General features: G+C 58.0%; 19 protein-coding genes. All 19 read right to left on the minus strand.

What is annotated here, in order from left to right; genetic code table 11:
- Positions 1–6: 6 nt before the first annotated feature.
- The 19 genes from BCS36_RS10600 to BCS36_RS10690 all read right to left on the minus strand — a co-directional run bounded on the left by BCS36_RS10600 (position 7) and on the right by BCS36_RS10690 (position 24,013).
- Positions 7–1,053, minus strand: a complete 1,047-nt coding sequence (locus BCS36_RS10600) for an ABC transporter substrate-binding protein (protein WP_291302863.1) — start codon at positions 1,051–1,053, stop codon at positions 7–9.
- A gap of 233 nt (positions 1,054–1,286) precedes the next feature.
- Positions 1,287–1,460, minus strand: a complete 174-nt coding sequence (locus BCS36_RS10605) for a hypothetical protein (protein ID WP_291302864.1) — start codon at positions 1,458–1,460, stop codon at positions 1,287–1,289.
- A gap of 13 nt (positions 1,461–1,473) precedes the next feature.
- Positions 1,474–3,438: a TonB-dependent receptor gene (locus BCS36_RS10610; protein WP_291302865.1), complete on the minus strand. Its 1,965-nt coding sequence runs from the start codon at positions 3,436–3,438 to the stop codon at positions 1,474–1,476.
- A gap of 1,062 nt (positions 3,439–4,500) precedes the next feature.
- Complete coding sequence (locus BCS36_RS10615; RefSeq protein ID WP_367209438.1) at positions 4,501–5,745, minus strand: NADP-dependent malic enzyme; 1,245 nt, start codon at positions 5,743–5,745, stop codon at positions 4,501–4,503.
- A gap of 381 nt (positions 5,746–6,126) precedes the next feature.
- Complete coding sequence (locus BCS36_RS10620; protein ID WP_291302867.1) at positions 6,127–6,918, minus strand: fumarate reductase iron-sulfur subunit; 792 nt, start codon at positions 6,916–6,918, stop codon at positions 6,127–6,129.
- Between the two features lie 14 nt (positions 6,919–6,932).
- Entirely contained in the window at positions 6,933–8,789 is a 1,857-nt protein-coding gene (locus BCS36_RS10625; protein WP_291302868.1) for a fumarate reductase flavoprotein subunit, read from the minus strand.
- Between the two features lie 8 nt (positions 8,790–8,797).
- Positions 8,798–9,427, minus strand: coding sequence for a succinate dehydrogenase/fumarate reductase transmembrane subunit (locus tag BCS36_RS10630; protein WP_291302869.1), 630 nt, complete (start codon positions 9,425–9,427; stop codon positions 8,798–8,800).
- 54 nt (positions 9,428–9,481) lie between these two features.
- Positions 9,482–10,042 carry a Fe-S-containing hydro-lyase gene (locus tag BCS36_RS10635; RefSeq protein ID WP_291302870.1) on the minus strand — a complete coding sequence of 187 codons (561 nt, stop codon included), beginning with the start codon at positions 10,040–10,042 and terminating at the stop codon, positions 9,482–9,484.
- Between the two features lie 8 nt (positions 10,043–10,050).
- Positions 10,051–10,896 (minus strand): fumarate hydratase, encoded by an 846-nt coding sequence (locus BCS36_RS10640; protein WP_291302871.1) that lies wholly within the window; start codon positions 10,894–10,896, stop codon positions 10,051–10,053.
- A gap of 68 nt (positions 10,897–10,964) precedes the next feature.
- Entirely contained in the window at positions 10,965–12,287 is a 1,323-nt protein-coding gene (locus tag BCS36_RS10645; RefSeq protein WP_291302872.1) for a dicarboxylate/amino acid:cation symporter, read from the minus strand.
- 161 nt (positions 12,288–12,448) lie between these two features.
- Positions 12,449–12,862, minus strand: a complete 414-nt coding sequence (locus BCS36_RS10650) for a hypothetical protein (protein ID WP_291302873.1) — start codon at positions 12,860–12,862, stop codon at positions 12,449–12,451.
- 861 nt (positions 12,863–13,723) lie between these two features.
- Positions 13,724–14,317, minus strand: a complete 594-nt coding sequence (locus BCS36_RS10655) for a GDSL-type esterase/lipase family protein (protein ID WP_291302874.1) — start codon at positions 14,315–14,317, stop codon at positions 13,724–13,726.
- A gap of 461 nt (positions 14,318–14,778) precedes the next feature.
- Positions 14,779–15,873 (minus strand): radical SAM protein, encoded by a 1,095-nt coding sequence (locus BCS36_RS10660; RefSeq protein ID WP_291302875.1) that lies wholly within the window; start codon positions 15,871–15,873, stop codon positions 14,779–14,781.
- A gap of 90 nt (positions 15,874–15,963) precedes the next feature.
- Positions 15,964–16,923: a radical SAM protein gene (locus tag BCS36_RS10665; RefSeq protein ID WP_291302876.1), complete on the minus strand. Its 960-nt coding sequence runs from the start codon at positions 16,921–16,923 to the stop codon at positions 15,964–15,966.
- Positions 16,910–17,974 (minus strand): NAD(P)/FAD-dependent oxidoreductase, encoded by a 1,065-nt coding sequence (locus tag BCS36_RS10670; protein ID WP_291302877.1) that lies wholly within the window; start codon positions 17,972–17,974, stop codon positions 16,910–16,912. The genes BCS36_RS10665 and BCS36_RS10670 overlap by 14 nt, the downstream gene beginning before the upstream one ends.
- Entirely contained in the window at positions 17,961–19,649 is a 1,689-nt protein-coding gene (locus tag BCS36_RS10675) for a DUF116 domain-containing protein (protein ID WP_291302878.1), read from the minus strand. Before BCS36_RS10675 ends, BCS36_RS10670 begins: the two co-directional genes overlap by 14 nt.
- Positions 19,650–19,986: 337 nt before the next feature.
- The gene (locus tag BCS36_RS10680) at positions 19,987–21,258 is read right to left on the minus strand and encodes a (Fe-S)-binding protein (protein WP_291302879.1); all 1,272 of its coding nucleotides are present in this window, start codon (positions 21,256–21,258) and stop codon (positions 19,987–19,989) included.
- Positions 21,259–21,261: 3 nt separating this feature from the next.
- Positions 21,262–21,687 carry a glycine cleavage system protein H gene (locus BCS36_RS10685; RefSeq protein ID WP_291302880.1) on the minus strand — a complete coding sequence of 142 codons (426 nt, stop codon included), beginning with the start codon at positions 21,685–21,687 and terminating at the stop codon, positions 21,262–21,264.
- A gap of 328 nt (positions 21,688–22,015) precedes the next feature.
- Entirely contained in the window at positions 22,016–24,013 is a 1,998-nt protein-coding gene (locus BCS36_RS10690) for a respiratory nitrate reductase subunit gamma (protein ID WP_291302881.1), read from the minus strand.
- Between the last annotated feature and the right edge of the window lie 164 nt (positions 24,014–24,177).

Raw genomic sequence — 24,177 nt, forward strand, 5'->3', positions numbered from 1 at the left:
GTTTTTTTAGAATGTGCCATACGGCTCAAAAAAATTGTTCACCTGGGTGTCATCGAGGTCCAGGTTGAAAAAAAGTTTCATAAAATGCTTGCTCTCCACGTTGATGTCCACAGGGTAGAGGTCGGGGTGCAGCTTGTTTGCGAGCCACTGCACGCCCAGCAACCTCATGTAGGTGGCGGGACGCTCCAGCCAGCTGAACGGGCCACGCGGCATAAAATACACCTTGCCCTGACGCACGGCGGAAAGGGCCGCCCATTTGGGGTCTGTGGGGATGCGGCGCATGAGCGCCGGATGGAAAACCAGTATGACTTCCGGGTTATAGGCCATCAGCTGCTCAAAGGTAACGCGCAAAAAGGCTTCCTCCGCTCCGGGCGGGCAGTCGTGCACGCTCTGGGCTCCGGCAGCGGCAAACACATCCGCCCGCTGCGACTGACGGCAGATGGAGGCCAGACCGTCAGCCTCAAGAGCCACATAAACCTTTGTCCATTTTTCTTTGGGCAGATCCCGCATGGCGCGGGACACCTTTTCGAGCGTCTGCGATGCATAGGCAGCCAATGCCGCCCCGCGCTCTTCACGGCCAAAGGCCCGGCCCATGGCCAGAAAACAGGGGGCCATATCCGCCAGGCTTGAACCGGGCACGCTGGTTACCTTCATGCCCAGGCTGGTCAGGGTTTGTTCAATGGGCAGGCGGTCGTGCGGGCCCATAGACAGGTAAAAGGCTTTTTTGATGCCGCTGGCCAGCAGCATTTCTCTGTCAGGGATAAAGCCCTGGCCATACCAGCCGCCCAGCACCGGCAGGTTGTGGTACTGGACAGGGATGAATTTTTTTTCATAATCCCGGAGGGGCGTATTCCAGCCAGCCAGCAGTTCCGGCGCAAAGGCGTACAGCGTGAATGTGGAAGGCGGGGTAGCGCAATACACGCTGCGCGCATCCTCCACCGCCGCTCCGCTCTCTGACGCGGCAAAAGAATCCTCCGCAGCGCTGACGCGACACGGCATGACAAGCAGGGCAAGCAGCACAAGCGGCCCTAGGGCAAGGAATCTGATCTGCACAGGCACCATCCTTTCAGCATGCCGCCCCGGTCGCCTCTACGCATGCGGAGCGCCAGACCGGCGCGTTCCGCCACGCATTATGGCCGGAGCACTGATATGCCAAAGCAGCCTCACGGCAAAACCGCTCTGGCGTTTATGCGGGCGGGCGCTTGACGTGAAGGCGAAGCGCTTTACCCCAACGGTTACGCGCCCAAGCGGGCGCCTTCACACAATAAGAATGCTACTTTCAAGGGTTATCCGCATTGTTCAAAATCCACTTCAGGCTCATGACTTTTGCGCTTGGCAAACGCGCCAAACGCCGGGGCCATCGCCGCATGCACGACTGCGGCTAATGTTGCGAGAATATGCTTCAGCCGTTGCACACGGGGCAACGGCTGAAGCGGCAGAGTTCGCAACAGGTCAGACATAAAGGAAACAGCTCTAGAAATTGGCGCTCACGCCCACAAAGTAGCTCCGGCCCGGTTCCGGATAATAGGCGCTGTACGCATATTCCTGGTCAAACACGTTTTTCACGCCCGCTTCCACTGAAAAATTCTTGTTGATGTCGTACACCGCCTTGATATCGGCAGTGGCGAAATTGGGAGACTTTCTGTACGGGAGGTTATCAGCGGCGGTATTCCAGTAAAAGCCGCTGCTGATATTGACCTGGGGGATGATGGAAAACCCTTCTACAGGGGTAATAACTCCATAAAGGGTACTTGTTATTTCGGGAAGTTGCGCAAGCTTTTCATCATTGGTGCAGTTATCCCAGCGCATGTAGTTGAACACGCCGCCCGCGCTGAGGTACTGGTTGATAACGGCCTCCGCCCCAGCCTCAAAGCCATAGAATGTGGCTCTGTTAAGATTTTCAAAATACATTGCCCCCTTGGGGCCCTTGGACGTAATCATGTCGCTGACGTCGCTGTAGTACACGCTGGTGTTGAGCTTGAGCCAGTCGCTGACAAGCCCTTTGTAGCCAAGCTCATAATGATAGGCGTGTTCGGGATTCAGATCCGGATTGGTGGGCACATCGCCGTTTCTGTAGTAGCGTTCACGCATGGTTGCGAAACGGGACTTTTTCGCAAACGTGGCAAAAAGTTCATGCTTTTCGGTAAGGTCGTAGAACGCGCCCACCTGGTAGTTGAAAAGGCTCTTGGTGTCGTCCAGCCCTTTTTTATACGAATTCATGTCGCCGGTTACATGATCGCGGCTTTCAAGAGTCATTGGGGTCATGGTGCTGAGGCTCGTGCCAAAAACAAGCGTCAGGCGTTCAATGGGCTTGAGGGTATATTCCGCGCCAAGGTCCCAGTAGCCCTCCGAAATGTGCTCATCCATCTCATCGCCGATGTCGGCCTTTTTCTTTTTTTGCTTACTGGGCAGTCCGGTATCATCAAATCCGCCGTAATCATTATACTCTTTATGAGAAAGGATGCGGTAACCGGCAGAGAGCGCCAGCTTGTTGGCGGGATTGAACGTATAGTCAAAGGTCAATTGCCCGCCGACCGTATACTGGTCGTACTTTTTATCAGGATAGTCCTTTTTGGACATGGTCATGTCGAGATAACTCTCGGACTTGTCCTGATGCGAGTCGTAATACATCACGGCTTTGAGGTGGGCCTGCTTGCTCAGATTGAAATTGGCATTGGTGTACAGGCGGCTGGTTTCATATTCCGGCCAGTACCACCAGCGTTGATAGGGATATGCCTGCTTGCCGTCCGCACCCCGGCGGTACTCGGCAGCATCAAAGGGTTGGCCTTTTTTAGAGCTTTGCCGCATGTAACCGACCATAATGTCCACATCATCACTGGGCGTCCAGCCGCCGATGATGTTGGCGCTGAGGTTCTTGTGGTCGGAGTTTTTGCGGCGTCCCGTACCCTGGTAGGGGGAAGCGTCAAACCCTTCGGGCAGAGTGAAAAAATCCTGATTGTCGAGCACAAAGGTGCCTTTCAGGTAATAGAACTCTTGCCGCGTGCCTATGCTTGTGGCAGCCATGCGGCCCTGATCGTGCAGCCTGCGGTCAAAAAAATTCAGATATTTAGCGGAAAATTCAAATTCTTTTTTGGGTTTGGCAGTACGCAGGTTTACCACGCCCGCCAAGCTGTTGTTGCTCGCAAGCAAGGGCGAGCTGTAGCCTTTTGATACTTCTATGGACTCAAGGCCATAGGTCAGGGTGTTATTGTAATCCCATTCATTGCGATATGCGGTGGCAATGGGTATATCGTCAACATACATGCCGACCTGATATCGGTTTGAGCCGCGTATGCTGATGGTACCCTCGTTGCGGCCGCCGGATGTCTGAAGATATACGCCCTGCACCCCCCTGAGGGCTTCCCACAGATTGATGGCCGTCTTTCTTTCCATATCTGTCTGGGTGATATGGTCAATGGTGTTTTTGGGTTCTGTCATCTCAAGCGGCGTCAACAAGACCTCTGTAGCCCCCTCCTCCTGCGCCCATGCTCCACTTGTCTGCAACAGCAGTATCGCGAGCAGGGATACCACACGCCTACATCTCATATGCCCTCCAGTTATTGAGATAACAGAAAGAAAACGCTGTCAGCACCCAGGCAGTGGACAGTCGCTCCACACACAACATGCACAGTCAAATAATTTTAATTCTAAATGAGTACTGATGTTAATTTCAGTGCGCAACTTGGTAGCGGTATTTTATAAAAACGTGAACTCATGGCATTTGTGGTTACAAAACATATTCATTTACTATGCGTTTATCAGTATTCAGCTCCCACGCAGCAGTGTTTTCGCAGGGCATATAAAATATCAGATATATTTTCTGCAGGCTTCGCCACAGCGCCTGTAATCCGCCCGCATGCGCGGTGGGCACACCTGATCTCAAGGGGCCGCCCTCGGGACCAATCCCCTTGCTGGGGCTCAACTGCGGCAGGCCAGGGCTGCCCCGCCAACAAAAAAGCGTTCTGCGCCCGGATTCGGCAGACTGGCCGGGCAGCCTCTGGAATCTGCCCAAAACGCAAACACCCCGACCATATGGTCGGGGTGTTTGCAGGATCCTTCAAAGGCTGGCGACAGCATGCCGGATACAAAACACAGGAAGCTCGCAGGAACAGTGTCCCAGAGGCATCAACGCTGTGCATCATGCAACGCAGGCGCTTGCTCGTGCGCCATACTGGAGCAGATCAACGCTGTCATATGCATTCGTAACGTTTTATGACGTCTGTCTGGTACGCATCGCGCGGTACCCCGCGCATGCCCTTTACGGCCAGCGCCTGCTCCCCCAGATGGCGTCATTGCATAGAGAAACAGCACAGGGCGCCAAACGCGGCTTCAGCCGCTGCCCATGCGGGCAGCGGCTGAAGAAGATGCAAGGTCTTTGCACGGAGTTGTTGCGCTGTAGCACGCCGTGCCTGAAGAACCAGAACCATAGACTTCGAAACGGCGAATCCGCAAAGGCAGCCTGCCTTCACAGCCGCCGGGGCAATTCAAGCCAACAGGGCTCTACTTACGGTCGGCAAGTCTTTTCTTGAGGTTTTCCGCCACAGTGGCCGGGTCCACAGGGTTGCGGGCAATGCCGCTTTCAATGGCGGCGCGGGCCGTGGCGGCGGCCACGGACGGGGCCACATCGGCGTTGAGGGTTGAAGGTATGATATAGTCGGGCCGCAGTTCTTCCGGCTTGACCAGCTCGGCAATGGCGTAGGCCGCGGCTATCTTCATGGCGTCATTGATATCCGTGGCGGCCACGTCCAGAGCGCCACGGAAGATGCCGGGAAAGGCCAGCACATTGTTTATCTGGTTGGGGCAGTCTGAACGCCCCGTGGACACCACCCGCGCCCCGGCGTCCAGCGCGCGCTGAATGGGCCATATTTCGGGGATGGGGTTGGCCTGGGCAAAGACTATGGGGTCCTTGGCCATGCTGCGGATCATGTCTTCAGTAAGGGTGTTGGGCGCGGAAACGCCGATGAACACGTCCGCCCCCTTGATGGCCTCGGCCAGACCGCCTTTGACCTTTTGCGGATTGGTGCGCCGGGCTATTTCTTCCTTATACGGATTCATGCCTTCGGCGCGGCCTTCGTAGATGGCCCCGCGCGTGTCGCACATGATGACGTTCTTGAGGCCCATGGCCATGAGCAGCTTGATGATGGCAATACCGGCCGCACCCGCGCCGCTGGTGACCACAGTAATGTCTTCCAGCTTCTTGTTGACGACCTTGAGGGCATTGATAAGCCCGGCCATGGTGACCACGGCGGTGCCGTGCTGATCATCGTGGAAGATGGGGCCCTTGAAAACGCCGTTTTTCTTGAGGGCGTCCTCAATGATAAAGCATTGCGGCGCCTTGATATCCTCAAGGTTCACGCCGCCAAAGGTGGGGGCCATCAGTTCCACAAGCTCGACGATCTTGGCTGTGTCCTTGGTGTCGACGCAGATGGGAAAGGCGTCCACATCGCCAAAGGTCTTGAACAGCAGGCCCTTGCCCTCCATCACAGGCATGGCGGCGGCGGGGCCTATGTCGCCAAGACCAAGCACCGCCGTGCCGTTGGACACCACGCAGACAAAGTTGCCGTGGTTGGTGTATACGTCCAGCATTGCAGGATTACGGTTGATTTCCATGCAGGGTTCGGCCACGCCGGGCGAATACGCAAGGGTGAGATCATCGGCATCACGCACGGGCACCTTTACGCGCACTTCAATCTTGCCCTGAAAATCCTTATGCAGGGCTAGCGCATCCTCACGCAGATTTTTTATACGGGACATGAGTTTCTCCTAGCATATTCTGATATTCTATGTAGTTGCGCCAACAGGCCCGATTCGTTCCTGTTGGCGCGCAGCTAGAACGGGTTATCTTTAAGGCTATGCATTCCCAAAGGTTACGGCTCGACCATTACGGCTCGTAACAGCGTGCAGGCTGTACTTATGGAAGCACTGATTAAAGAGCCTCCGGGAAATGCGCAGTTATTTCGTTTGGCAAGGCGCGCTCTTTTTTTAAAGCAGGAGTGGACTCTTCCGTCCTCGACTGTTTCAAAAAAGTGAAGCAACGCCGCCAAACAAAATAAATCAGCGTTTCCTTACGCCTTCACGGCGGGCACCGCTCACGCGGGTACCAGAGCAGCTTCACGGTGAGTATGCCTAGTCCTTGCCGCTGCAATGCGAATGGCCGCAGCCCTGCATTTTTTTACGCAGGAATTCCGGCAGGATGCCCCGCACAGATTCCATACTCACCATACGCCGCATGATGCCCAGCTGGTCGTGCAGGGGCAGTTGCTTGGGGCACACGCTGTCGCAGGCCAGCAGACCCATGCAGCCGAAAACACCCTGGTCGTCGCCGATCAGGTCATAGTAATCGGCCGGAGTGCGGTTGTCCCGGGGATCAATATAGAAGCGCGCCATGCGGTTGATGGCCGTGGCCCCGATGAAGTCTTCACGCATACGGGCCGTGCCGCAGGCCGCCACGCAGCAGCCGCACTCGATGCACCTGTCCAGCTCGAATATCTGGGTGGCGAGCTCGTTGTCCATGCGTTCTTCCTGTGCCGTTGGATCAAACTCCTTGCTGGTGTGTATCCACGATTCGATCTTCTGGCCCACATTGCGAAACCACGTGCCCGTGTCCACAGAGAGGTCGCCCAGCAGCTTGAAGACCGGCAGGGGATGCAGGGTTATGTGGTCCGGCAGGTCACAGGTTTGCGTATGGCATGCCAGGCCGGGCCGCCCATTGATCACCATGCCGCAGGAGCCGCAGATGCCCGCGCGGCAGCAGAAATCAAACTGCAAGGAGGCGTCCTGCTTTTCGCGGATAAGATTCAGCGCGATAAAGAGCGTCATGCTTGGATGCTCTTCAAGCTGAAACCTTTGCATATGCGGGTAAGAACCGGCATCCAGTGGATTATAGCGGAATATCTCAAACGTAAGATTGCGTCCCATTGAGCTTGCCTCCCTTAGCCTTTCTGGTCGTAGGGAACGATCTGGTCTTCCCTGATGTCGCCCTGGATGATCTTGCCGCCGCCATAGCCCCGGTCGCCCGGAGGCAGAATGAAGAATGGCGTGGCAGGCTCATACCGGAGTGTGGGGAGGCTGTCGCCTTCGTTCCAGTAGGCCAGGGTGCGCACAAGCCAGTCCTTGTCGTTGCGTTCCGGATGGTCCTCGCGCGCGTGCGCCCCACGGCTTTCAGTGCGCATAAGCGCGCCGTAGGCCGTGCACAGGGCCAGCTTGAGCATGCCGGGCACCCGCAGGGCCATTGAGAGCTCCGCATTGGGGCCGGGGATGTCGCCGCTGGCAAGGCGCATGTTTTTGCAGCGCTCCAGCAGGTTTTGCAGCTTGACGACGCCCGCCTCAAGATCCTTGCCATTACGGAAGATGCCGACGTGTTCCATCATTACGTCCTGCATCTCGTTGCGCAGGGTGTAGCAGTCGTCGCCCGTGCCGCGCAGCAGCGCAGCGATGCGGTCCTTGACCTTGATGGAGGCGGCCTTCATTTCGGCTGTGGAGAACACGGTTTCGTAGCCTTGCAGGAACTCCACCAGCTTTTTGCCCACAATGCGCCCGGAAACGATGGTTTCAGCCAGGGAGTTGCCGCCCAGGCGGTTGAAGCCGTGCATGTCCCAGCAGGCAGCCTCGCCGGCGGAGAACAGCCCCTCAAGTCCGTATGCGTGGCCATCCTTGTTGATGCGCACGCCGCCCATGCTGTAGTGATGGGTGGGCCGCACCGGGATGAGCTGGTGTATGGGGTTCACGCCAAGGAAATGGGTGGAGATGTCATACACTTCGCGCAGGTTGGTGGTGATGTGCTTTTCGCCCAGGTGCCGGATGTCCAGCCAGAGATGCTCCCCGTAGGGGCTGGGCACGCCAAAGCCCTTGCGCATATGTTCGGTCATGCGGCGCGACACCACGTCACGCGAGGCAAGCTCGGCCTTATCCGGCTCATAATCCGGCATAAAGCGATATTCATTCACGTCCAGCAGGGTGCCGCCATCGCCGCGGCAGCCTTCGGTCACCAGAATGTCCGTGGGTACCGTGCCTGTGGGGTGAAACTGCACGGCCTCCATATTACCCAGAGGCACCACGCCCGTTTCAAGGGCCGCGATCTGCCCGCCGCCATCGCAGATGATGGCGTTGGTGGTGGCCCGGTAAATACGGCCGTAGCCACCCGTGGCTATAAGCGTTGCCTTGGCGAAGTACCCTACCAGTTCACCGGTGCGCAGGTCGCGGGCCACGCAGCCCATGCAGCGCTGACCATCGTGCACCAGCACTTCGGCCTGCATGCGGTCGTGCACGTTCACACCCAGTTGCAGCAGGCGGCTGTCCAGGGTGAAGAGCACGGCATGGCCTGTGCCGTCCGAGGTATAGCAGGTACGCCATTTGGCGGTGCCGCCAAACGCGCGGGAATGGATAAGCCCCTCATTTTCCTTTTTTTCCGTAGCCTGAAAAGGCTTGCCGCCCTTGTAGTAGGAGTGCTCGCCGGGCACGACGCGGCTCCAGGGCACGCCCATCCAGGCCATTTCGCGCATGGCTATGGGGCCGGTTTCAGCGAACAGGCGGGCCACCTCCTGGTCGCAGCCCCAGTCAGAGCCCTTCACTGTATCGTTAAAATGGATTTCGGGGCAGTCGCCCTCGCCCATGATCGAGTTGCCCAGGGCCGCCTGCATGCCGCCCATGGCGGCAGAGGAGTGCGAGCGTTTGGGCGGCACCACGGAAAGACAGATAACGCTGAAGCCAGCCTGTGCGGCCTCCACCGCCACACGCTCACCGGCCAGACCAGCGCCAATGCACAAGACGTCACTTTCAAAAATACGCATACGCCCCCCTATCCCTGAAACCAGACGCGGGCCAAGGCCAGCGAGCCGAGCAACAGATAACAGCCCATGACAATCCAAATCCACTTGCGGCACATGTCCTTCGCGCTCTTGACGCAGATGCCGTACTTCACGGCGATGCGGTACACGCCTATGCCCGTATGCAGGATGACGCAGGGCAAAAAGACAACATAGAAGGCCAGCCAGCCGCTGTGCAGGCGCTTGGCGCTGCCTGCCACATTGATGGGAAGGTCAGTCATGATCGCGTATACGTGATAAAATACGCCGAGCAGGATGACGATAGCCGTAAAGACCTGCACCAGCCACAGCCATGTGTCAAAATCCTTCAGGCTTTTGCTGTGCTGCACAAAAATGCCAAGCTCATGCGCGCGAAAGGGCATCTTGCGTGCCGCGATATAAAAATGAAAAACAACCATCAGAAGAATGATAGGGGCCACCAGATGGGTCAACCATGTGGCCTCAAGAAACCAGGCTATGCCATTGGTCAGCGCAGGGCTTAACACCACCGTCCCCTCCAGCAGCAGGTGCACGCACACAAACAGCGCCAAAAAAGCGCCGGTGGCGGCCTGCCAGAAATCCAGACGGGTTTTGCCCTCAGCGGAATTTCTGCTCAAAGCCATATGAACTCCTTGTGCAATGATACGTAAACAGTCTATGGACGCGCCACATACACATCAGATGCTTCGGTACGGCGCCTGGCCAGCCTCGTAGTAATTGCCGCCCAAACTGTCGATAACCACAATGGCGGGAAAATCCTCCACCTCCATTGCGGCGACCGCTTCGGGCCCCAGATCCTCATAGGCCAGCACCGTATACTTCTTGATGCTGCGGGCAATGAGCGCTCCCGCGCCGCCCACGGCGGCCAGGTAGGGAACGCCAAGTTCTTCCATAGCCTTTATAACGTCAGGGCCGCGGTAGCCCTTGCCAATCATGCCCTTGAGACCCTGCTTCAGCAGGCGGGGAGTATAGGCGTCCATACGGCCTGAAGTCGTCGGCCCGGCCGCCCCGATGGCATGCCCGGGACGGGCCGGGCTTGGCCCCACGTAATAGACAACCGCCCCTTCCAGATCCACCGGCAGGGGTTCCCCCCTGTCCAGTGTTTCCACCAGCCTTTTATGGGCCGCATCACGCGCGGCCAGGATGGTGCCCGAAATAAGCACCCTGTCGCCAGCACGCAGGGAGCGAGCCGTAGTTTCGTCAAAAGGAGCACGTATTTTTTTGACTTGGTCAGACATGGCCCCCCCTACAGGACGATTTCGGCGTGGCGCGCCGCGTGGCAGTTGATGTTTACGGCCACCGGCAACGAGGCTATATGGGTCGGGGCCCACTCCACATGCACCTTGAGGGCCGTGGTCACGCCGCCAAGCCCCTGAGGGCCGACGCCGGTTTTATTGACCATCTCAAGCAGTTCATCCTCAAAGGCCGCATAGCGCGCATCCGCGTTATGGCTTTCAAGGTCACGGGCCGCGGCGCGCTTGGCGCAAAGGGCGGCCAGTTCCATAGTGCCGCCAATGCCCACGCCCACGACAAGCGGCGGACAGGAATTGGGGCCAGCCGCCAGAACGGCGTCCAGAACCACCTTGCGTACCCCATCAATGCCGTCGGCGGGCACAAGCATTTTGAGTACGCTTTTATTCTCCGAACCTGCCCCCTTGGGCGCCAGACGCAGGCGCAGCCTGTCGCCTGGCACCATGCGGGAATGCAGGACGGCCGGGGTGTTATCCCCTGTATTCTTGCGCTCAAACAACGGCTCGAACACACAGGATTTGCGCAAATAGCCGTCCGTGTACCCCCGCCGAACCCCCTCATTGACGGCGTCTTCAAAAGCGCCGCCCACTATGTGTACATCCTGCCCTATCTCGGCAAAAACCACTGTGATTCCTGTGTCCTGACACAAGGGAATCTGCCCTTCAGCGGCAATGCCCGCATTTTCCAGTAACTGATCAAGTATGTTGCGGCCCACGGGCGATGGCTCGGTCTCGCGGGATTTACGCATGGCTTCAACCATATCCGCAGGCAGACGGTAGCAGGCCTCGATGGCCAGACGCGCCACTGCCTGCGCTATGTCGTTATAATGAATTTCTTTCATGACTCTCCCAGTCTGTTCGCTTGTGCCTCTTCAGTGGACGCCCAGCGCGCCATCAGCTCGAAAGAGAATCAGACGTCCGCCTTGCTTGCGACAATCTCCGTTGCGGCATCGTCATCCATTTCGAGTTCCGCCTTGTGTCCATTAAGCTCGCGGCGCAGCTTTTCGGAATCAAGATTGCCGGTCATCTTGGCAATAAAAATGGTGGCAACGCCGTTGCCCACAAGGTTGGTCAGCGCGCGCGCCTCGGACATAAAGCGGTCAATACCAAAAATAACGGCGATGCTTTCCGGGGGAATCTTGCCAACAGAACTCAATGTGCCCGCCAGCACGATAAATCCGCCGCCAGTGACTGCCGCCGCGCCTTTTGATGAAATCAGCAGGATGCCAAGAAGCACGAGTTCTTCGCCTATGGTCATGGGCGTATTGGTGGCTTGGGCCAAAAATACAGCTGCCATGGTCAGGTAGATGGCCGTGCCGTCCAGGTTAAAGGAGTAGCCCGCCGGAATAACCAGGTCCACGACGCTCTTGTTGCAGCCCACTTTCTCCATCTTGCGCAGCATATTGGGCAGCACGGATTCGGAGGATGACGTGCCAAGGACGATAAACAACTCTTCTTTAATGTACCGGACGAACTTGAAGATGCTGAATCCGCTGAATATGCCCACAACGCCAAGAACCAGCACCACAAACATGATACTGGTGGCGTAAAAACACAGTATCAGCTCACCCAGCGCCAGTACTGAACCTATCCCTTCCTTGCCGATGGTGAAGGCCATTGCGCCAAAAGCGCCAATGGGCGCGACGCGCATGATGATATTGATGACCTTGAAAAGTACTTCAGAAAGGCTCTTGATGAGATCAAAGCACAGCTGGCCCTTGGCGCCGCTGAAATTCAGGGCAAAGGCGAAGATGATGGCCACAAGCAGGACCTGCAATATCTCGCCGCTGGTAAATGCAGAAACAAAGGTATGCGGAATAATATTCATGAAAAAGTTGATGAGATTATTGTCTTTGGCCTTGCCGGCGTATTGGGCGGCAATGCTCTTGTCGGCGGCGTCAAAGGTGCTTACGTCAACATTCATGCCCGCGCCGGGCTGAACCAGATTGACGACCACCAGGCCGATAACCAGGGCCAGCAGGGTAATGCCTGTAAAGTATACGAGTGCGAGACCGCCCGTTTTACCCACGGCCTTGATGTCGTTCATGCCCGCAATGCCCGTCACAACTGTGGAGAAAATGAGCGGCGCGATGATCATTTTGATCAGGTTGATGAACATTTTGCCCAGCGGCTGCATTTTTACCGCCATCTGCGGATAGAAATGCCCCAGCAAAATACCGATCATAATTGCAATCAACACTTGTACATAAAGTACTTTCAAATACTTAAGCATACGTTCCACCTTTAAGTAAATACAGTTGAAGGCGTGTTATTTAGAAACAGCAATCAGAGGCTACGCGGCTTTACAGCCGGGAGCTTTTGCCACGGAACCGGACCGGGACATGTGCTGTCTCAGTTTTGCGTGTGCTTGTGGTAAATCAGGCAGATTTGTTGTCAGGCATGCGGGGCAGCCCGGACGGGAGGGCGTAAATTGCGAAGCTTGCTTTTGTCCGGCCACGGGGGAGTGTCGGACAGAGGGGATAATCCAGAGTTTTCGACGGGGTCTTTGTGAAATATTTTCGAAAAAGCATGTTTAACTTGGGGCAAGTCTTCAGCATCATACTTTGCCCATCCGGGCATGGCGTTTTCAAGGATTGCCGATCTGCTTGAAGACTCTTTTGCGTTGTCAGCACCAATGCCTGGCGGACCATGTACATTCATATCAACTATTGCAATAAGTGAAAGGCAGGAATTCTGCTGTGTTGTAAACTCATAGTACGGCATTATACAACGGGATTGCGACACGCTCATATTCATTGCCAAATGAAGGCAAAAAATTGCGGCAATAACTGCCATGGAAAAAACCATTCCCCTGAGCATTGTCACCCTCTCATACTCTTTTCATTTATGAGTTAAATGAAACACAGAAAGAAGAATCAATGCAATTAAATTATTTTTTTCACGTACAGTTTCCGCTAGTGATAGTTTTAATTTATACAAAATCATTAGTAATACATACTCTATTAACTATTGAATATTTTTAACACAATCAACCCAGAGTACGGCAATAGGATATACAACATACAATATTGTAAAGCTTAAATATTTAGGTGTGTTATATATTTACAGCCAATTATCATGCCTTCACCTCCCCTCGGTCTGTAAAAGAGTGGCGGCATACGTCTTATGGGCAGGATCGCCGGTAGCAAGATACTGATGGGTTTGAATCATATAGTACGGCCGTAGGTCGGCAGATTGGCGGGCGCAAAAATAGCGCACAGACCAGATCAACGTTGAAATGCTGCACATTTCAATCTGTCATTCTTCCGGAAAATGCGATTTTAGGCAGAATCCACGCACGATGCGTCGCGGTGCACTGCCGTGCAGCGTTGCCGCATGCACCTTTTTTAAGGGTAATATACTATAATCGCTTGAAGAATACGGCGACATGATGGGTCTGAGGGGCATACTCCGGGCGCGCGGGCACATGCGCGCTGCAAAGTCCGAATGACTCAGGATTCATGAACACAGGCTGGTTATGTGTGAACAGCCAATGGCAGCAAGACCGGCTCCACAGTCTGAAAGATTGGGGGCACGGCGCAAGGGTCAGCCAGCGTGCCGAAGGTCAGAGGCTGCCAGCGCGTCAGGTAGTGGAGCTAGCCCCTGGAGATCGGGGGCGGCAGCGTCCTGAAGCAAGGGAAACTGGATGCCGCCCGTGTGCGGGAGTGATCAGACAGTATGCAGCGCCCGTGCGGCTTCTTGCGCCATGAGGGCGTGCCCGGCCTCGCTGGCGTGCAGACCGTCAGTGTACAGGGCGTCAAAATATTCCCTGCCGTTGAGGGCCGCAGAGACTAAAAACTCTTCAAAACGCCGAAAAAAATCCACTACAGGCAAGGAAAAGTCTTCGGCCAGGCTGTGCAGCCAGGGCCGCAATCCGTCATAGGCGGCGCAGGCCCGCTCCACATCCATACTGGCCAGCAGGGGAAAGGTGATGGGATGACGCACGGGGATGGGAATGCCGAGCACCGGCTTGATGCGGACACTGAAGCATTGCTGTACCAGGGCGAACATATTGGCTTTTACCACGCCAAGGTCCGCGCCCAGGGCGAGATCGTTGAAGCCGCCCATCAAAATGGCCGCGTGAGCGTCTTTAACGGCGCTGTGGGCTTGAAACCGGGCCAACATGCCGCCAGTGGTATCGCCGTTAATGCCCCAGTTGAGCACCTTCATGCCTGTGGTTTTGGCCAGCAATGAAGGCCAGACTCGAGGACGGGGAATACCGAAACCATATGTGAGGCTGTCGCCAAGGCAGATCAAGGTCATGCGTGCTTTTTACTCCTCTCCTCTTACGGCGTCAAAGAATGGGCCGCGTCGGAGGGGTAAACCGGCGCGGCCCGTGCCGCCCACTCAACGCGGCACTCGACATCTAGAGCATTTGACACTTGAAATGCTCGCGCACGGCAGGCAAAAGCCTGCCTGCTCGCATTTCGTGGCAAGGATTTTCCTGAAAAATCCTTGCAGAGCAGTTAACTCATTTCATTCGCCAACGCTCTAGACCAGATCAACTTTGAAATATTTCACATTTCAAAGCTGTCGTTCTGCCGAACGATGTGACTTTCGGTAAAATCTACGCCACATTGTGGCGCGCTGCACTCTCGTGCAGGACAAAGCATGTAACGTTGAAAAAAGTTGCATGTTCCAGCTGCGAACCGGAACAGGATGCCTGCCCGATCCTGTCCCAGATTCGCAGGTTGCGAAAAAGGCCCTGCGGCCTTTGCCGCAAATTACAAAGGCAAACCCAGTTGCAGGCGGATATGGCGCACGTCCGCCTCTTCCGGCTTGAAAGGATAGTTGCGAATGCCAGGGCCGGGGCGCGAATTGGCGTAGGGGCGGTTGCAGGCCACCTCGCCGTTGCGGCCCGTGCAGCCGCAGGTGCGGAAGGGCTCGCCAGTGTTGATGAAGCCTTCCAGCGCGTCCTTTGGCAGTCCGTACCCGGTGATGGCCCGGCGCTGGTTGTAGGTGAAGGCTTCAGCCCGGGCATGGTCGTGGTCAATGAGCCAGCGCGCCAGCTGGATGCGGCGGTACTGATCAATGGGCGGCGGCAGTTGTTCGGCCAGGGGCGATCCCCCTTCGGGAAAAAACGAAAACAGATGCGTATTGCCGCCCATATCATGCACGCGCTGCATGGCGCGGCTCATCTCTTCTTCCGTTTCACCCATGCCGACCATAAAGTGTGAACCGGCCATGCCCTTGCCGAAAACATCCAGGCTTTCTTCCAGGCATTGCCAGTAGCGCTCCCAGGAGTGCGGCCCCCCTACCCCGGCCCCACGGTACCGGGCAAAGAGCTCCGGCGTGGCGAGGTCGACGGCCACGCCGATCTTGTCCGCTCCGGCGTCACGGAATTCTTCCAGATGGCGGCGCGTCAGGATGGTTGGCGAGATGAGCAGGGAAACCGGAATGTCCACGGCGGCGCGCAAACGGCGGCAGATGTCCGCCGCGTCGCGCGGGGCGCGGCTGTTGGTAAGCATGGATATGCAGATGCGCTTGACGCGCTCCTGACGCCGCAAAATGCCCGCAATGATTTCATCCACGGTAAAGGAAGGCCAGCTTACGCGGATGAAGCTCTTGATGGGGCGCTTTTCCTTGGCTCCTGAGAGACCGCAGTAGGAACAGCGGGCCGCGCATCCCGAGCGGTAGGTCAGAAGAAGATTGACGCACGAAAGACAGGCATTGCGGTAAAAGCTGCCCGGCGCGAAGTCCAGCGTCATGGCAGCCGCAAGGCTCATGCGCACGACATCAGGGCTTTCTGGCGCGGGTTCCTGACCGCAAAGGCCCTGATTGGGGGAACATTGACTTTTCAATTCAGTGGCTTGGCTCATAATATCCTCGCTGACTGCCCTCAAGCAGACGTTTTTTCCATACGCCCGTCACGTAGTGTGCGTGAACGGATATTCTTTCGTACCGGCTTTTCACCAGCCAGCCGTACCCTCGCCCAGACGGACCGAGCAGCAGGTTTTGCGAAACTGCGCCTCAAGCCCCATACCGGCGGCCATGGCCACGGCCTCCTGCGAAGGCAGGGCCATGCGGTTGACCCCGGCCAGCAGGGCCAGTTCTTCCAGATCGGCTGCGCCCTTGCGGGGGCGGGCGCAGCCCAGGCTTATTTCCGTATCCGGCATGAGTTCCCGTGCCCGCAAAATGACGCCGCAGACTTCGCGGGCTCCTGGCGGGGTCATGGCCGCCATGTCCGTGCCGGGCAGGTTCATGCAGGCCACGATGACCAGCAGGGCTGGCGGACGCCGGGCAACGATTTCCAAAGCCCAGTTTTCGCCCAGCAGCCTGCCGAAATGCAGCCCGGCCACAATGTGCGGCACCACCGGCAGCCCTGCCCGGGCCAGCGCGTCAAGACTGCTGTCCAGCAGTTCCGGGCCGTCTTCAAGGTGATAGACCTTGTAATACGTTTCGGCGCTGCCGATGATGTCAATGAGGGCCTGATCCGCTCCGGCGCTTTTCAGGTCTCGCGCGGTGGCCGCATCCAGCATGCCGCAGTGGACGGACACAAAAAGCCCGGTCTGCCGCTTCACCTCGGCAATGGCGCGGATGAAATTCTGCCACGGAACCCGTCCCCGGCCATCACAGCCGCCGGAAAGCAGCACGCCCTGCACGCCCCGCGCCTCGAGCTCCCTGCATTTTTCCAGCAGACTGCCGGGCCTGCTCACGTCGGGCATGCTCTGCAACAGCGCGCCGCCGCAGTGGGCGCAGTGCTGTGCGCAGTCACGGCCAGTGACGGAAAGCGCGGGGTATTGCCCCTGCACGCCGTCGCGCACAAACATGCCTGGCAGGTAGAACAGTATTTTTTTGCCGTGCCGCGCCCAGGAAAGCTCACGGGCCTGCTCCAGCTGCAGATCGTCCCAGTGGTCAAGAGGCCGCATAGTATTCCCTGAATCCTATCCAGAATCTGTTTATGGACTGATCCAGCACGCCGCTGTACCCTTCCCAGTCCAGCCTGCGCTTGTAGGCGTGGGACAGAACGTCGCCGTAAAAATCGTTCCATTCGTCCGCGTAGCCCTGCAAAACATCCAGGCGGTTCTCCCGAACGGCGCGTGCCGCCCAGCGGCCAGCCATCTGCCCGCCCATGACGGCCTGAAAGATGCCCGCTCCGGTTATGGGGTGGGTATGCCCCGCAGCGTCTCCGGCCAGCAGAACGTCGCCCGATACGCAGGGCCTGGGCGGCCCGGCGGGTATCCAGCCGCCCGTGAACGACAGGGGTTCGTCGCGCACCAGTCCAAGGGCCGACAGACCGCGCACAAAACGCCGCAGCACCCGGCGCAGGCCGGGCGTGTTTCTTTGCCGCAGCATGCCGAGCCCCACATTGGCGACATCCCCCTTGGGGAAGAGCCAGGCATAGCCGGCAGTGATGCTTTCATCAAAATATATGCAGGTATGCTCCAGCGGTTTGCGCAGGGGCAGGCGCACCTGTATGGACGGCAGGCAATGGGTATTGGGCAGCCCGACCCACTGGGCCACGCGTGAATGCGGGCCGTCTGCCCCGATGATGACCTTGGCCCTTATGCTGATAACCCCGCCAGCTGGCGTGGACAGTACAACACAACCGCCCTGCCCCCCTTCACGGCCAAGGACGCAGTGCCCCAGCAGCACATGAGCCCCGGCAGCCGCAGCGGCGCTGGTCAGCGCCTGATCGAATTTGTCCCGGTGGATGACATAGCCCGGAGCCGCCATGTCCTGAATGCGGTGGCCGTGCAGATAACTGCGCATGCCTAGCGTGGCCTGGGAGATATAGTCCTTGCCCACGTCAGCCTGCCCCACCAGCATGGCGGGTATGTACTCGGCGCAGCGCACGGGTACGCCCACCGCGTTGCGGCGCTCCACAAGGGCCACGGAAGCTCCGGCCTGCGCGGCGGCCCTGGCGGCGCTGGAACCGGCGGGGCCTGCGCCCACAATCAGCACGTCATAGTGCAGCATGCGTCCCTCCCGCTTTTTCTGCACCAGCTGCTGCAGCGGATGCGACACCGGTAGTGACGCCTGACGCGCCTTCCGTCATGCCCTGCTGCCCAGCCTGTCCAGACAATTCGGCCTGTTCGGCAACCCGGAGAATGTCATGCAGCAGCGCCATGTTCAGCATGGTCTGGCTGGAGAATTCGCCCCTGTGGGCGGCTTCGCTCTGGTCAAGGTCATAGCAGGTGGTATTTTCGATATCGATGAGGATGCCCGGCAGACCAAGACGGGCGAAATCCTCCACATGCTTGATGTAGAAAGGCTGGCAGCAGCAACCAATAAAGGCGGGCACGCCCTGTCCTTTCATTTTCTCCAGCTCCTGCATGAGATGCTCGAAGCTGGTGATGCAGACAGTGCGCCATTTGCGTTCGCGCCCCAAGGTCCAGGCATCGCCCACAACGCACTCGCCGCAAGCGCGGCACGCCCGGGTAAAGCGCAGGTCGCAGTCCTTGAGTTTGGCGCAATACGGCAAAAGCAGCGCCTGCGGCCCCGCCGCCAGCACCTCGTCAAAACTGCCGTTGGTGGTAAAGATGCGGTTGCAGTGCTCAAGGGGGATGCCGTGACGGGCAATGGCGGCCTTTTCCATAGCCATGCGCAGGGGGATGCAGATATCTTCCGCCCCCATATCCGGTATGGCTATTTTGCCAGCTCTGAAGAAATCAGTAATAATGCCGCATAGATGATCGACGTCCAGAAGTTGCCCGCGCAGGGCGGCCTCAAGATCAAAAAGCGCCCGCGACGGAAAAGACAGAAAATCGCCGGTAATATAAATATTCTTGAGCGTTTTGCGCGGCATGTTCAACTGCATGGTCACGCGCACAAGACCGAAAGGAGACTTGCGCGCGCCCTGCACCACCTCTGTTTTTTCATAGGTGGGGCGCACCATGTCTATCCACTCCTGCGAGCGGAAATACGGCAGCTTTTGGGCCAGCAGATCCTCTTCTTCAGCCGTGAGGCCGCCAGGCCTGAGCGTGATGCCCATATGCTGCTCAAAGGCCTCCACAAGGTTGCGCTTCACCTCCCTGGTTTCGGGCACGCGGCCCAGTTCCCAGGCAAGGCAGGTCACCCTTTTTTTGATGGAATCTATTTCCTTGGCCTTGAGCTTTTCCACAGGCACGCGCAGGCATTTGAGCATGGTTTCAATGTCAAAATCCACCAGCAAAGTGCCCTGGAACAAAAAGGCCGACTCGCAGTCCGTGCCGCCCGTGCCCGAAATTTTGCGGCCTGCAACCTCGATGTCGTTGCGGGGCCTGAAGGCCGCGTCAATGCCCATGCCGCGCAGGGCCGTGATGGTGGGCGCGCACAGGCGGCGGAACAAATTGGCGTTGGGTATGCCCACGCCAAAAAAGGATTTGGCGCAAATGATCTCCCAGCCGAGCTGGTTTTCGTCAAAAAGCAGGCCGCCGCCGCCCGTGATGCGCCGGTTCACGTCAATGCCGTTTTCACGGCAGTAGGACAGGCGCACTTCTTCCTGCAAGGACTGATGAAAACCCACCAGCACCGTTGCCGGGCGGAACTGCAGAAAACGCAGGGTATCCCTGGAGTGTCCGCTTCCGCGCACCTCCACCAGCACTTCATCCAGAGCCATGTTTTCCGCCGCTGTCATGGGCGGCAAATCCAGCAGTCGCCACTGCGCTTTCATGAAACTACCCCTTGAAGTCTGGCGGGGAAGAACCGTCCCCGGCGGACCGGGGGCCTTCTCCCCGGCTTTTTGAGATCTAGAGCAGATTAACTTTGAAATGCTTCACATTCCAAAGTTTTCATTCAGCCGAAAAATACGATTCGCGGCTGAATCCACGCCACGTTGTGGCGCGCTGCATGTTCGTGCAGCGTTAGAGCATTTACATTTTTTCAAAGTTAAAATGCTCTACTAGTGCCTGTGGCGGCCCGTTTGCGGCACGCCTGTGGCTGTCGCGTGAAAAACAACTCTGCTGAACACGGGAGCCGGGGAGCGCCCGCTACCCCCCAGCCCCCGATTATTATCCCTGAGTTCCCGCGGCGCTCTCTGGCTGCGCCGCCCTGGCGGCTTCGGCCGCAGCCAGAGCCTTGCGGCCCGCCTCAATGGATTTGGCCACAAGCTGACTCATATCCATCACATCTATATTGATCTTGTTGCGTTTGGCATAGGTCATCATGGTGCGGACACACTGCTGGCAGTTGGTGATAATGGCCTCCGCACCTGTGGCCACGGCTTCCTCGACCTTGCGTTTGGCCATGGCGGCGGAAAGGTCGGGGTCGATCATCTCGAGGTTGCCGCCGCCCCCGCAGCACAGGCAATGCTCGCGGTTATGCTCCATCTCCACCAGAGTGAGGCCGGGGATGCGGGCCATAACCGCGCGCGGTTCGTCAAAAATACGCCCGCCGCGCCCGAGGTCGCAGGGATCGTGATACGTGACGGTCATAGGCAGTTCGCCAAGGGGGAGCCTGTCTTCAAGAACGAGCTGGGCCACCATTTCAGAGGCGTGGACCAGTTCGAATTCCGGGGGATAAGCTTCACGCCAGATCTGGTAGCAGGACGGGCAGGTGAACACCACCTTGCGCGCGCCGCGAGCCTTGGCCGCAGCCACGTTGTGGGCAATGATGGCGGGCAGCCCTTCGCTCTGGCCAGAACCCTGCAAAGGAAAGCCGCAGCACCACTCGTCGCCAGCCATGATGGTGAAATCAACGCCGCCAGCATCCAGTATTTCCACAAAGGCCATAGGGATCTTCTGGGCCAACGGAAAGTAGGCGCCCACGCAACCCGTGAAGTACACAACCTCAGCCGCGTCCTTCAGGCAACCGCCCTTTGGGGGCTTGCGCATGTCGTCCACCCAGTCGCCGCGCTCGTCGTTATCTTCGTCAAAGACGTTGTGGCTGCCGTCGAGATTGGAGCGGATCATGCGTATCTTGTCGGGAGCATCGCCGGTGCGCGAGAGTTCCTCGCGCAGGGCCAGCCACATGTCCTTGAGGGGCAGTCCGGCCGGGCAGACCTCTTCGCAATCGCCGCAGAGTGAACAACGAAAAACGGAGAGGCCATAGTCCTTGAGCACCTTGGGCGTGGCCAGAGGCTCCCGGCCCAGCATTTCGTTGAGCGCCTTCCAGAAGAAGTTGCGGTCGCGCAGCAGTTTTTTCAGGTTATGCATGCGCACCTGGGCCGAAAGGTCCGCATCGCCCGAGGCCGCCACGGCCGGGCACACGGTGAGGCACTGGCCGCACTCGGTGCAGGCGTCCAGGGCCATACGCTGCCTGATGCTGAATGCTGACTGGCGCATGATTTAGTCCTTCTTGAATTTCTTGATATCCTCCAGCAGCCAGGCCTCGATAACGTCCTTGCCGCCGTGGATGAGAGTGTTGATCTGGCTCATGTCCGCAGGCTTGATCTTGTACATCCAGCCCTTGCCATAGCAGTCGTTGTTGATGAGGGAGGGATTGGCCTCCAGTTCCTCATTGACGGCGCTTATTTCGCCGTCCGCCGGGCTGTAGACCGTGCCAAGCCACTTGCCGGATTCCACCTTGGCGAACTTCTTGCCCGCCGTGACGGCCTTGCCCACAAAGGGCAACTGCACAAACACTATCTGCCCGGCCAGTTTTTCCGCAAAGTCGTCCATACCTATGACCAGTTCGTCGCCGTCGACACGGGTCCAGAAGTGGTGTTGGTCGTAATACAATTCCTCGGGCATATTGTAGCCGGCAATTTCCATAACAGTCTCCTTATGTGGTTCCGGGGCTGGAGCAGTTTCACTTTGAAACTGCTCTGGCGGCTGCGGGAGCAGACGCCCGCCCTGGATGTGTAAGCACAATGTGTTTGCGCGGTTAAACGCCGTAAGTGCAGTGCCTTAAACGCTGGGAATATCCATGCTCAGCTTTAGAAAAACACTGATTTAATAGCCCCTTGGAAACGTGCAGTTGTTTCGTTTGGCAAGGCGCGATCTTTTTTTGAAGCAGGAGTGGACTCTTCCGTCCTCGACTGTTTCAAAAAAAGTGAAGCAACGCCGCCAAACGGAATAAATCAGCGTTTCCTAGTTTGCTCTAGTGCTTCCCCCTCAGGGTTTGGACAAGCAGAAAAACGGGGGTGGCGACAATGTGGCGCAACTGGCTGAAGGGCATATAGGCCACGGTGGCCGCCGTAACGATGGCGTGCGCGTACCAGCCCCAGCCGTAAACACGGGCCAGTTCCGCAGGGCTCATAAAGCCGAACAGGCTGGCCAGCGCGTAGCCCGCAAAGGCCCACTCACTGCCGTCAGGCATGCCGGTAAGGGCAATGCGCATGCCTTCCAGCACAAAGCCGGTGACGGTGATGGCCAAAAGCAGCCACAGGGCGGGCCAGTCGTGCCGCGGCGCATTGGCTGCGGCCAGCTTTTCCCTGCGCCAGAACAGGGCAGCCCACACAAGGCCAGCAAGCAAGGCCAGACCGCTGACGTCATAAATGAACGCTGTGGGAGCCCAATCCTTGTCCAGCATGAGCCAGGGCCATTCCGTTGCGGCAGCCTGATGCGAGCCAAACAGGGCCAGCATGCCCCAGCTGAAACGGATGACGAAGGGGAAGAAGATCAGGGCGTGGATGGCCCAGCGCGTGCGCGATTCACGGAACAGGCGGCGTTGCAGCAGCACGTCGTAAAGGAGCGCCAGCCAGCGGTTTTCGCCCTTGCCATGGTGTTCTGGGCGCGGGCAACCGTGGGTCTGGCCTGTGCCGTCGGCAGTGCTTTGCGTGTCTGATGTCGCGGCAAGGCTTCCCTTGCCAAGATTGGTGGTGGAGAACCAGAACAGCATCAGCGCCACAAAACCCAGCACAAAGATGCTGAATCCCAGGCGGCTGGGCGTATCCTGCACGGTAAAGGCGCCCGCGTGGCAGCCCATGCACAGCACGCTTTTGGCTGGCAGCACGGCGTCTGCCGCGCCCACGCTTCCCGCACCCGCCGGGCTGGCGGCGGAAATCGCCGGGGAATGGCAGCGCACGCAGGAAGCCGTGCCCGAAGGCAGGCGCATGTCGTGCACCATGAAGGGGCCAGCGTCCACACGCGCCACAACCATGCCGTTCTTAAGCTCGGGGGTCACGCCCTGCAGGTGGCAGCTTTCGCAGCTTACCCGGCTGTGGGCGTCATGAATGACCGATTCCGTATGGCGCGTGTGGCAGGTCAGGCAGGGCACGCGCTCCTGCCTGTTATGCGGATAGCGCGCCGCGTCCTTGTGGCAGGACAGGCAATCCATATTTTTGTGGGTCATGGCAGCCAGGGCCTGCGCGTCCATGCGGGCGGCTCCGGGCATATCCCTGCCTTCAGGCCCGTGGCAGGTCATGCACAGGGCGCGGGGTTGCAGGGCCAGTGCTTGCTGGGATTGGCCCTGCGGAGCCTGGCCCTTTGGAGTCTGGGCCTGCGAAATTTGTCCCTGCGGACTCTGACCTTGCGAAGTCTGGGCCTGCGGGATTTGGGCTTGCGGGGCAGCCCCTTTGCCAGCATCCGAAACAGCCGCCGCGCCAGAGGCCGCTTGCGCCACCCCGGTCTGCAGGCCGTGGCAGGTCAGGCAGGCGGCCACATCAGCAGCGGGCACGGGCAAAGCCTTTTTCATCTCATGGCAAACATTGCAGGACTGCGCGATGTTGCCGCCCTTTCTCAGCCCCTTGGCGCGGGACTCGGCCCCAAGAACATAGTGCGGATTATGGCAGGTAATGCACTGGGCATAATCCTGCCCCTTCACAAGGTTCTTGCCCGCGTGTTTGCCCTTGGCAAGCTCGGCCTCCACCTCGCTATGGCAGTTGTAGCAGCCCTCGGCGGAAAAAGCCGTGCTGCCAGGCTGATTCAGCCCCTTGGCCGTGGGGTGTTCGGCGGCTTCGGCAATGTCTGTGTGGCAATCGGTACAGGACAGAGCGCTGTGGGCCGAGGCGTGAAAACGCATCTCGTCAATGAGCCATGAACTGCCTGCATGGGCGGCGGCGGGTCGAAGCCAGCAGACCGCCAGCACCAGTAGAAAGGCCACCAGAAGCATGGGCAGAGAGGCGGCGGTATGGCGCGTAGTAAACCACAACTTCATGATCTTCTCCTAGAGCAGATTAACTTTGAGAATATCCATTCTCAAAGTTTACGGCACGCCACTGAGGGCGCGTGCCCACACAACTAACAAGCTTTTTCGCCACTACGGCGGGGTCTGCTGTGCAGCACCCGAACATGGCATCATGAACAGGCTCTATACATACG

Source organism: Desulfovibrio sp. MES5, from assembly GCF_002237645.1.
Taxonomy (GTDB): Bacteria; Desulfobacterota; Desulfovibrionia; order Desulfovibrionales; family Desulfovibrionaceae; genus Desulfovibrio.

What these genes read in the sequence shown, in the direction of transcription:
- BCS36_RS10605 (WP_291302864.1), bottom strand. Translation starts at nt 1,460, where the DNA reads ATGTCTGACCTGTTGCGAACTCTGCCGCTTCAGCCGTTGCCCCGTGTG.
- BCS36_RS10610 (WP_291302865.1), bottom strand. Translation starts at nt 3,438, where the DNA reads ATGACAGAACCCAAAAACACCATTGACCATATCACCCAGACAGATATG.
- BCS36_RS10620 (WP_291302867.1), bottom strand. Translation starts at nt 6,918, where the DNA reads ATGGGACGCAATCTTACGTTTGAGATATTCCGCTATAATCCACTGGAT.
- BCS36_RS10625 (WP_291302868.1), bottom strand. Translation starts at nt 8,789, where the DNA reads ATGCGTATTTTTGAAAGTGACGTCTTGTGCATTGGCGCTGGTCTGGCC.
- BCS36_RS10630 (WP_291302869.1), bottom strand. Translation starts at nt 9,427, where the DNA reads ATGGCTTTGAGCAGAAATTCCGCTGAGGGCAAAACCCGTCTGGATTTC.
- BCS36_RS10635 (WP_291302870.1), bottom strand. Translation starts at nt 10,042, where the DNA reads ATGTCTGACCAAGTCAAAAAAATACGTGCTCCTTTTGACGAAACTACG.
- BCS36_RS10640 (WP_291302871.1), bottom strand. Translation starts at nt 10,896, where the DNA reads ATGAAAGAAATTCATTATAACGACATAGCGCAGGCAGTGGCGCGTCTG.
- BCS36_RS10645 (WP_291302872.1), bottom strand. Translation starts at nt 12,287, where the DNA reads ATGCTTAAGTATTTGAAAGTACTTTATGTACAAGTGTTGATTGCAATT.
- BCS36_RS10650 (WP_291302873.1), bottom strand. Translation starts at nt 12,862, where the DNA reads ATGGTTTTTTCCATGGCAGTTATTGCCGCAATTTTTTGCCTTCATTTG.
- BCS36_RS10655 (WP_291302874.1), bottom strand. Translation starts at nt 14,317, where the DNA reads ATGACCTTGATCTGCCTTGGCGACAGCCTCACATATGGTTTCGGTATT.
- BCS36_RS10660 (WP_291302875.1), bottom strand. Translation starts at nt 15,873, where the DNA reads ATGAGCCAAGCCACTGAATTGAAAAGTCAATGTTCCCCCAATCAGGGC.
- BCS36_RS10665 (WP_291302876.1), bottom strand. Translation starts at nt 16,923, where the DNA reads ATGCGGCCTCTTGACCACTGGGACGATCTGCAGCTGGAGCAGGCCCGT.
- BCS36_RS10670 (WP_291302877.1), bottom strand. Translation starts at nt 17,974, where the DNA reads ATGCTGCACTATGACGTGCTGATTGTGGGCGCAGGCCCCGCCGGTTCC.
- BCS36_RS10675 (WP_291302878.1), bottom strand. Translation starts at nt 19,649, where the DNA reads ATGAAAGCGCAGTGGCGACTGCTGGATTTGCCGCCCATGACAGCGGCG.
- BCS36_RS10680 (WP_291302879.1), bottom strand. Translation starts at nt 21,258, where the DNA reads ATGCGCCAGTCAGCATTCAGCATCAGGCAGCGTATGGCCCTGGACGCC.
- BCS36_RS10685 (WP_291302880.1), bottom strand. Translation starts at nt 21,687, where the DNA reads ATGGAAATTGCCGGCTACAATATGCCCGAGGAATTGTATTACGACCAA.
- BCS36_RS10690 (WP_291302881.1), bottom strand. Translation starts at nt 24,013, where the DNA reads ATGAAGTTGTGGTTTACTACGCGCCATACCGCCGCCTCTCTGCCCATG.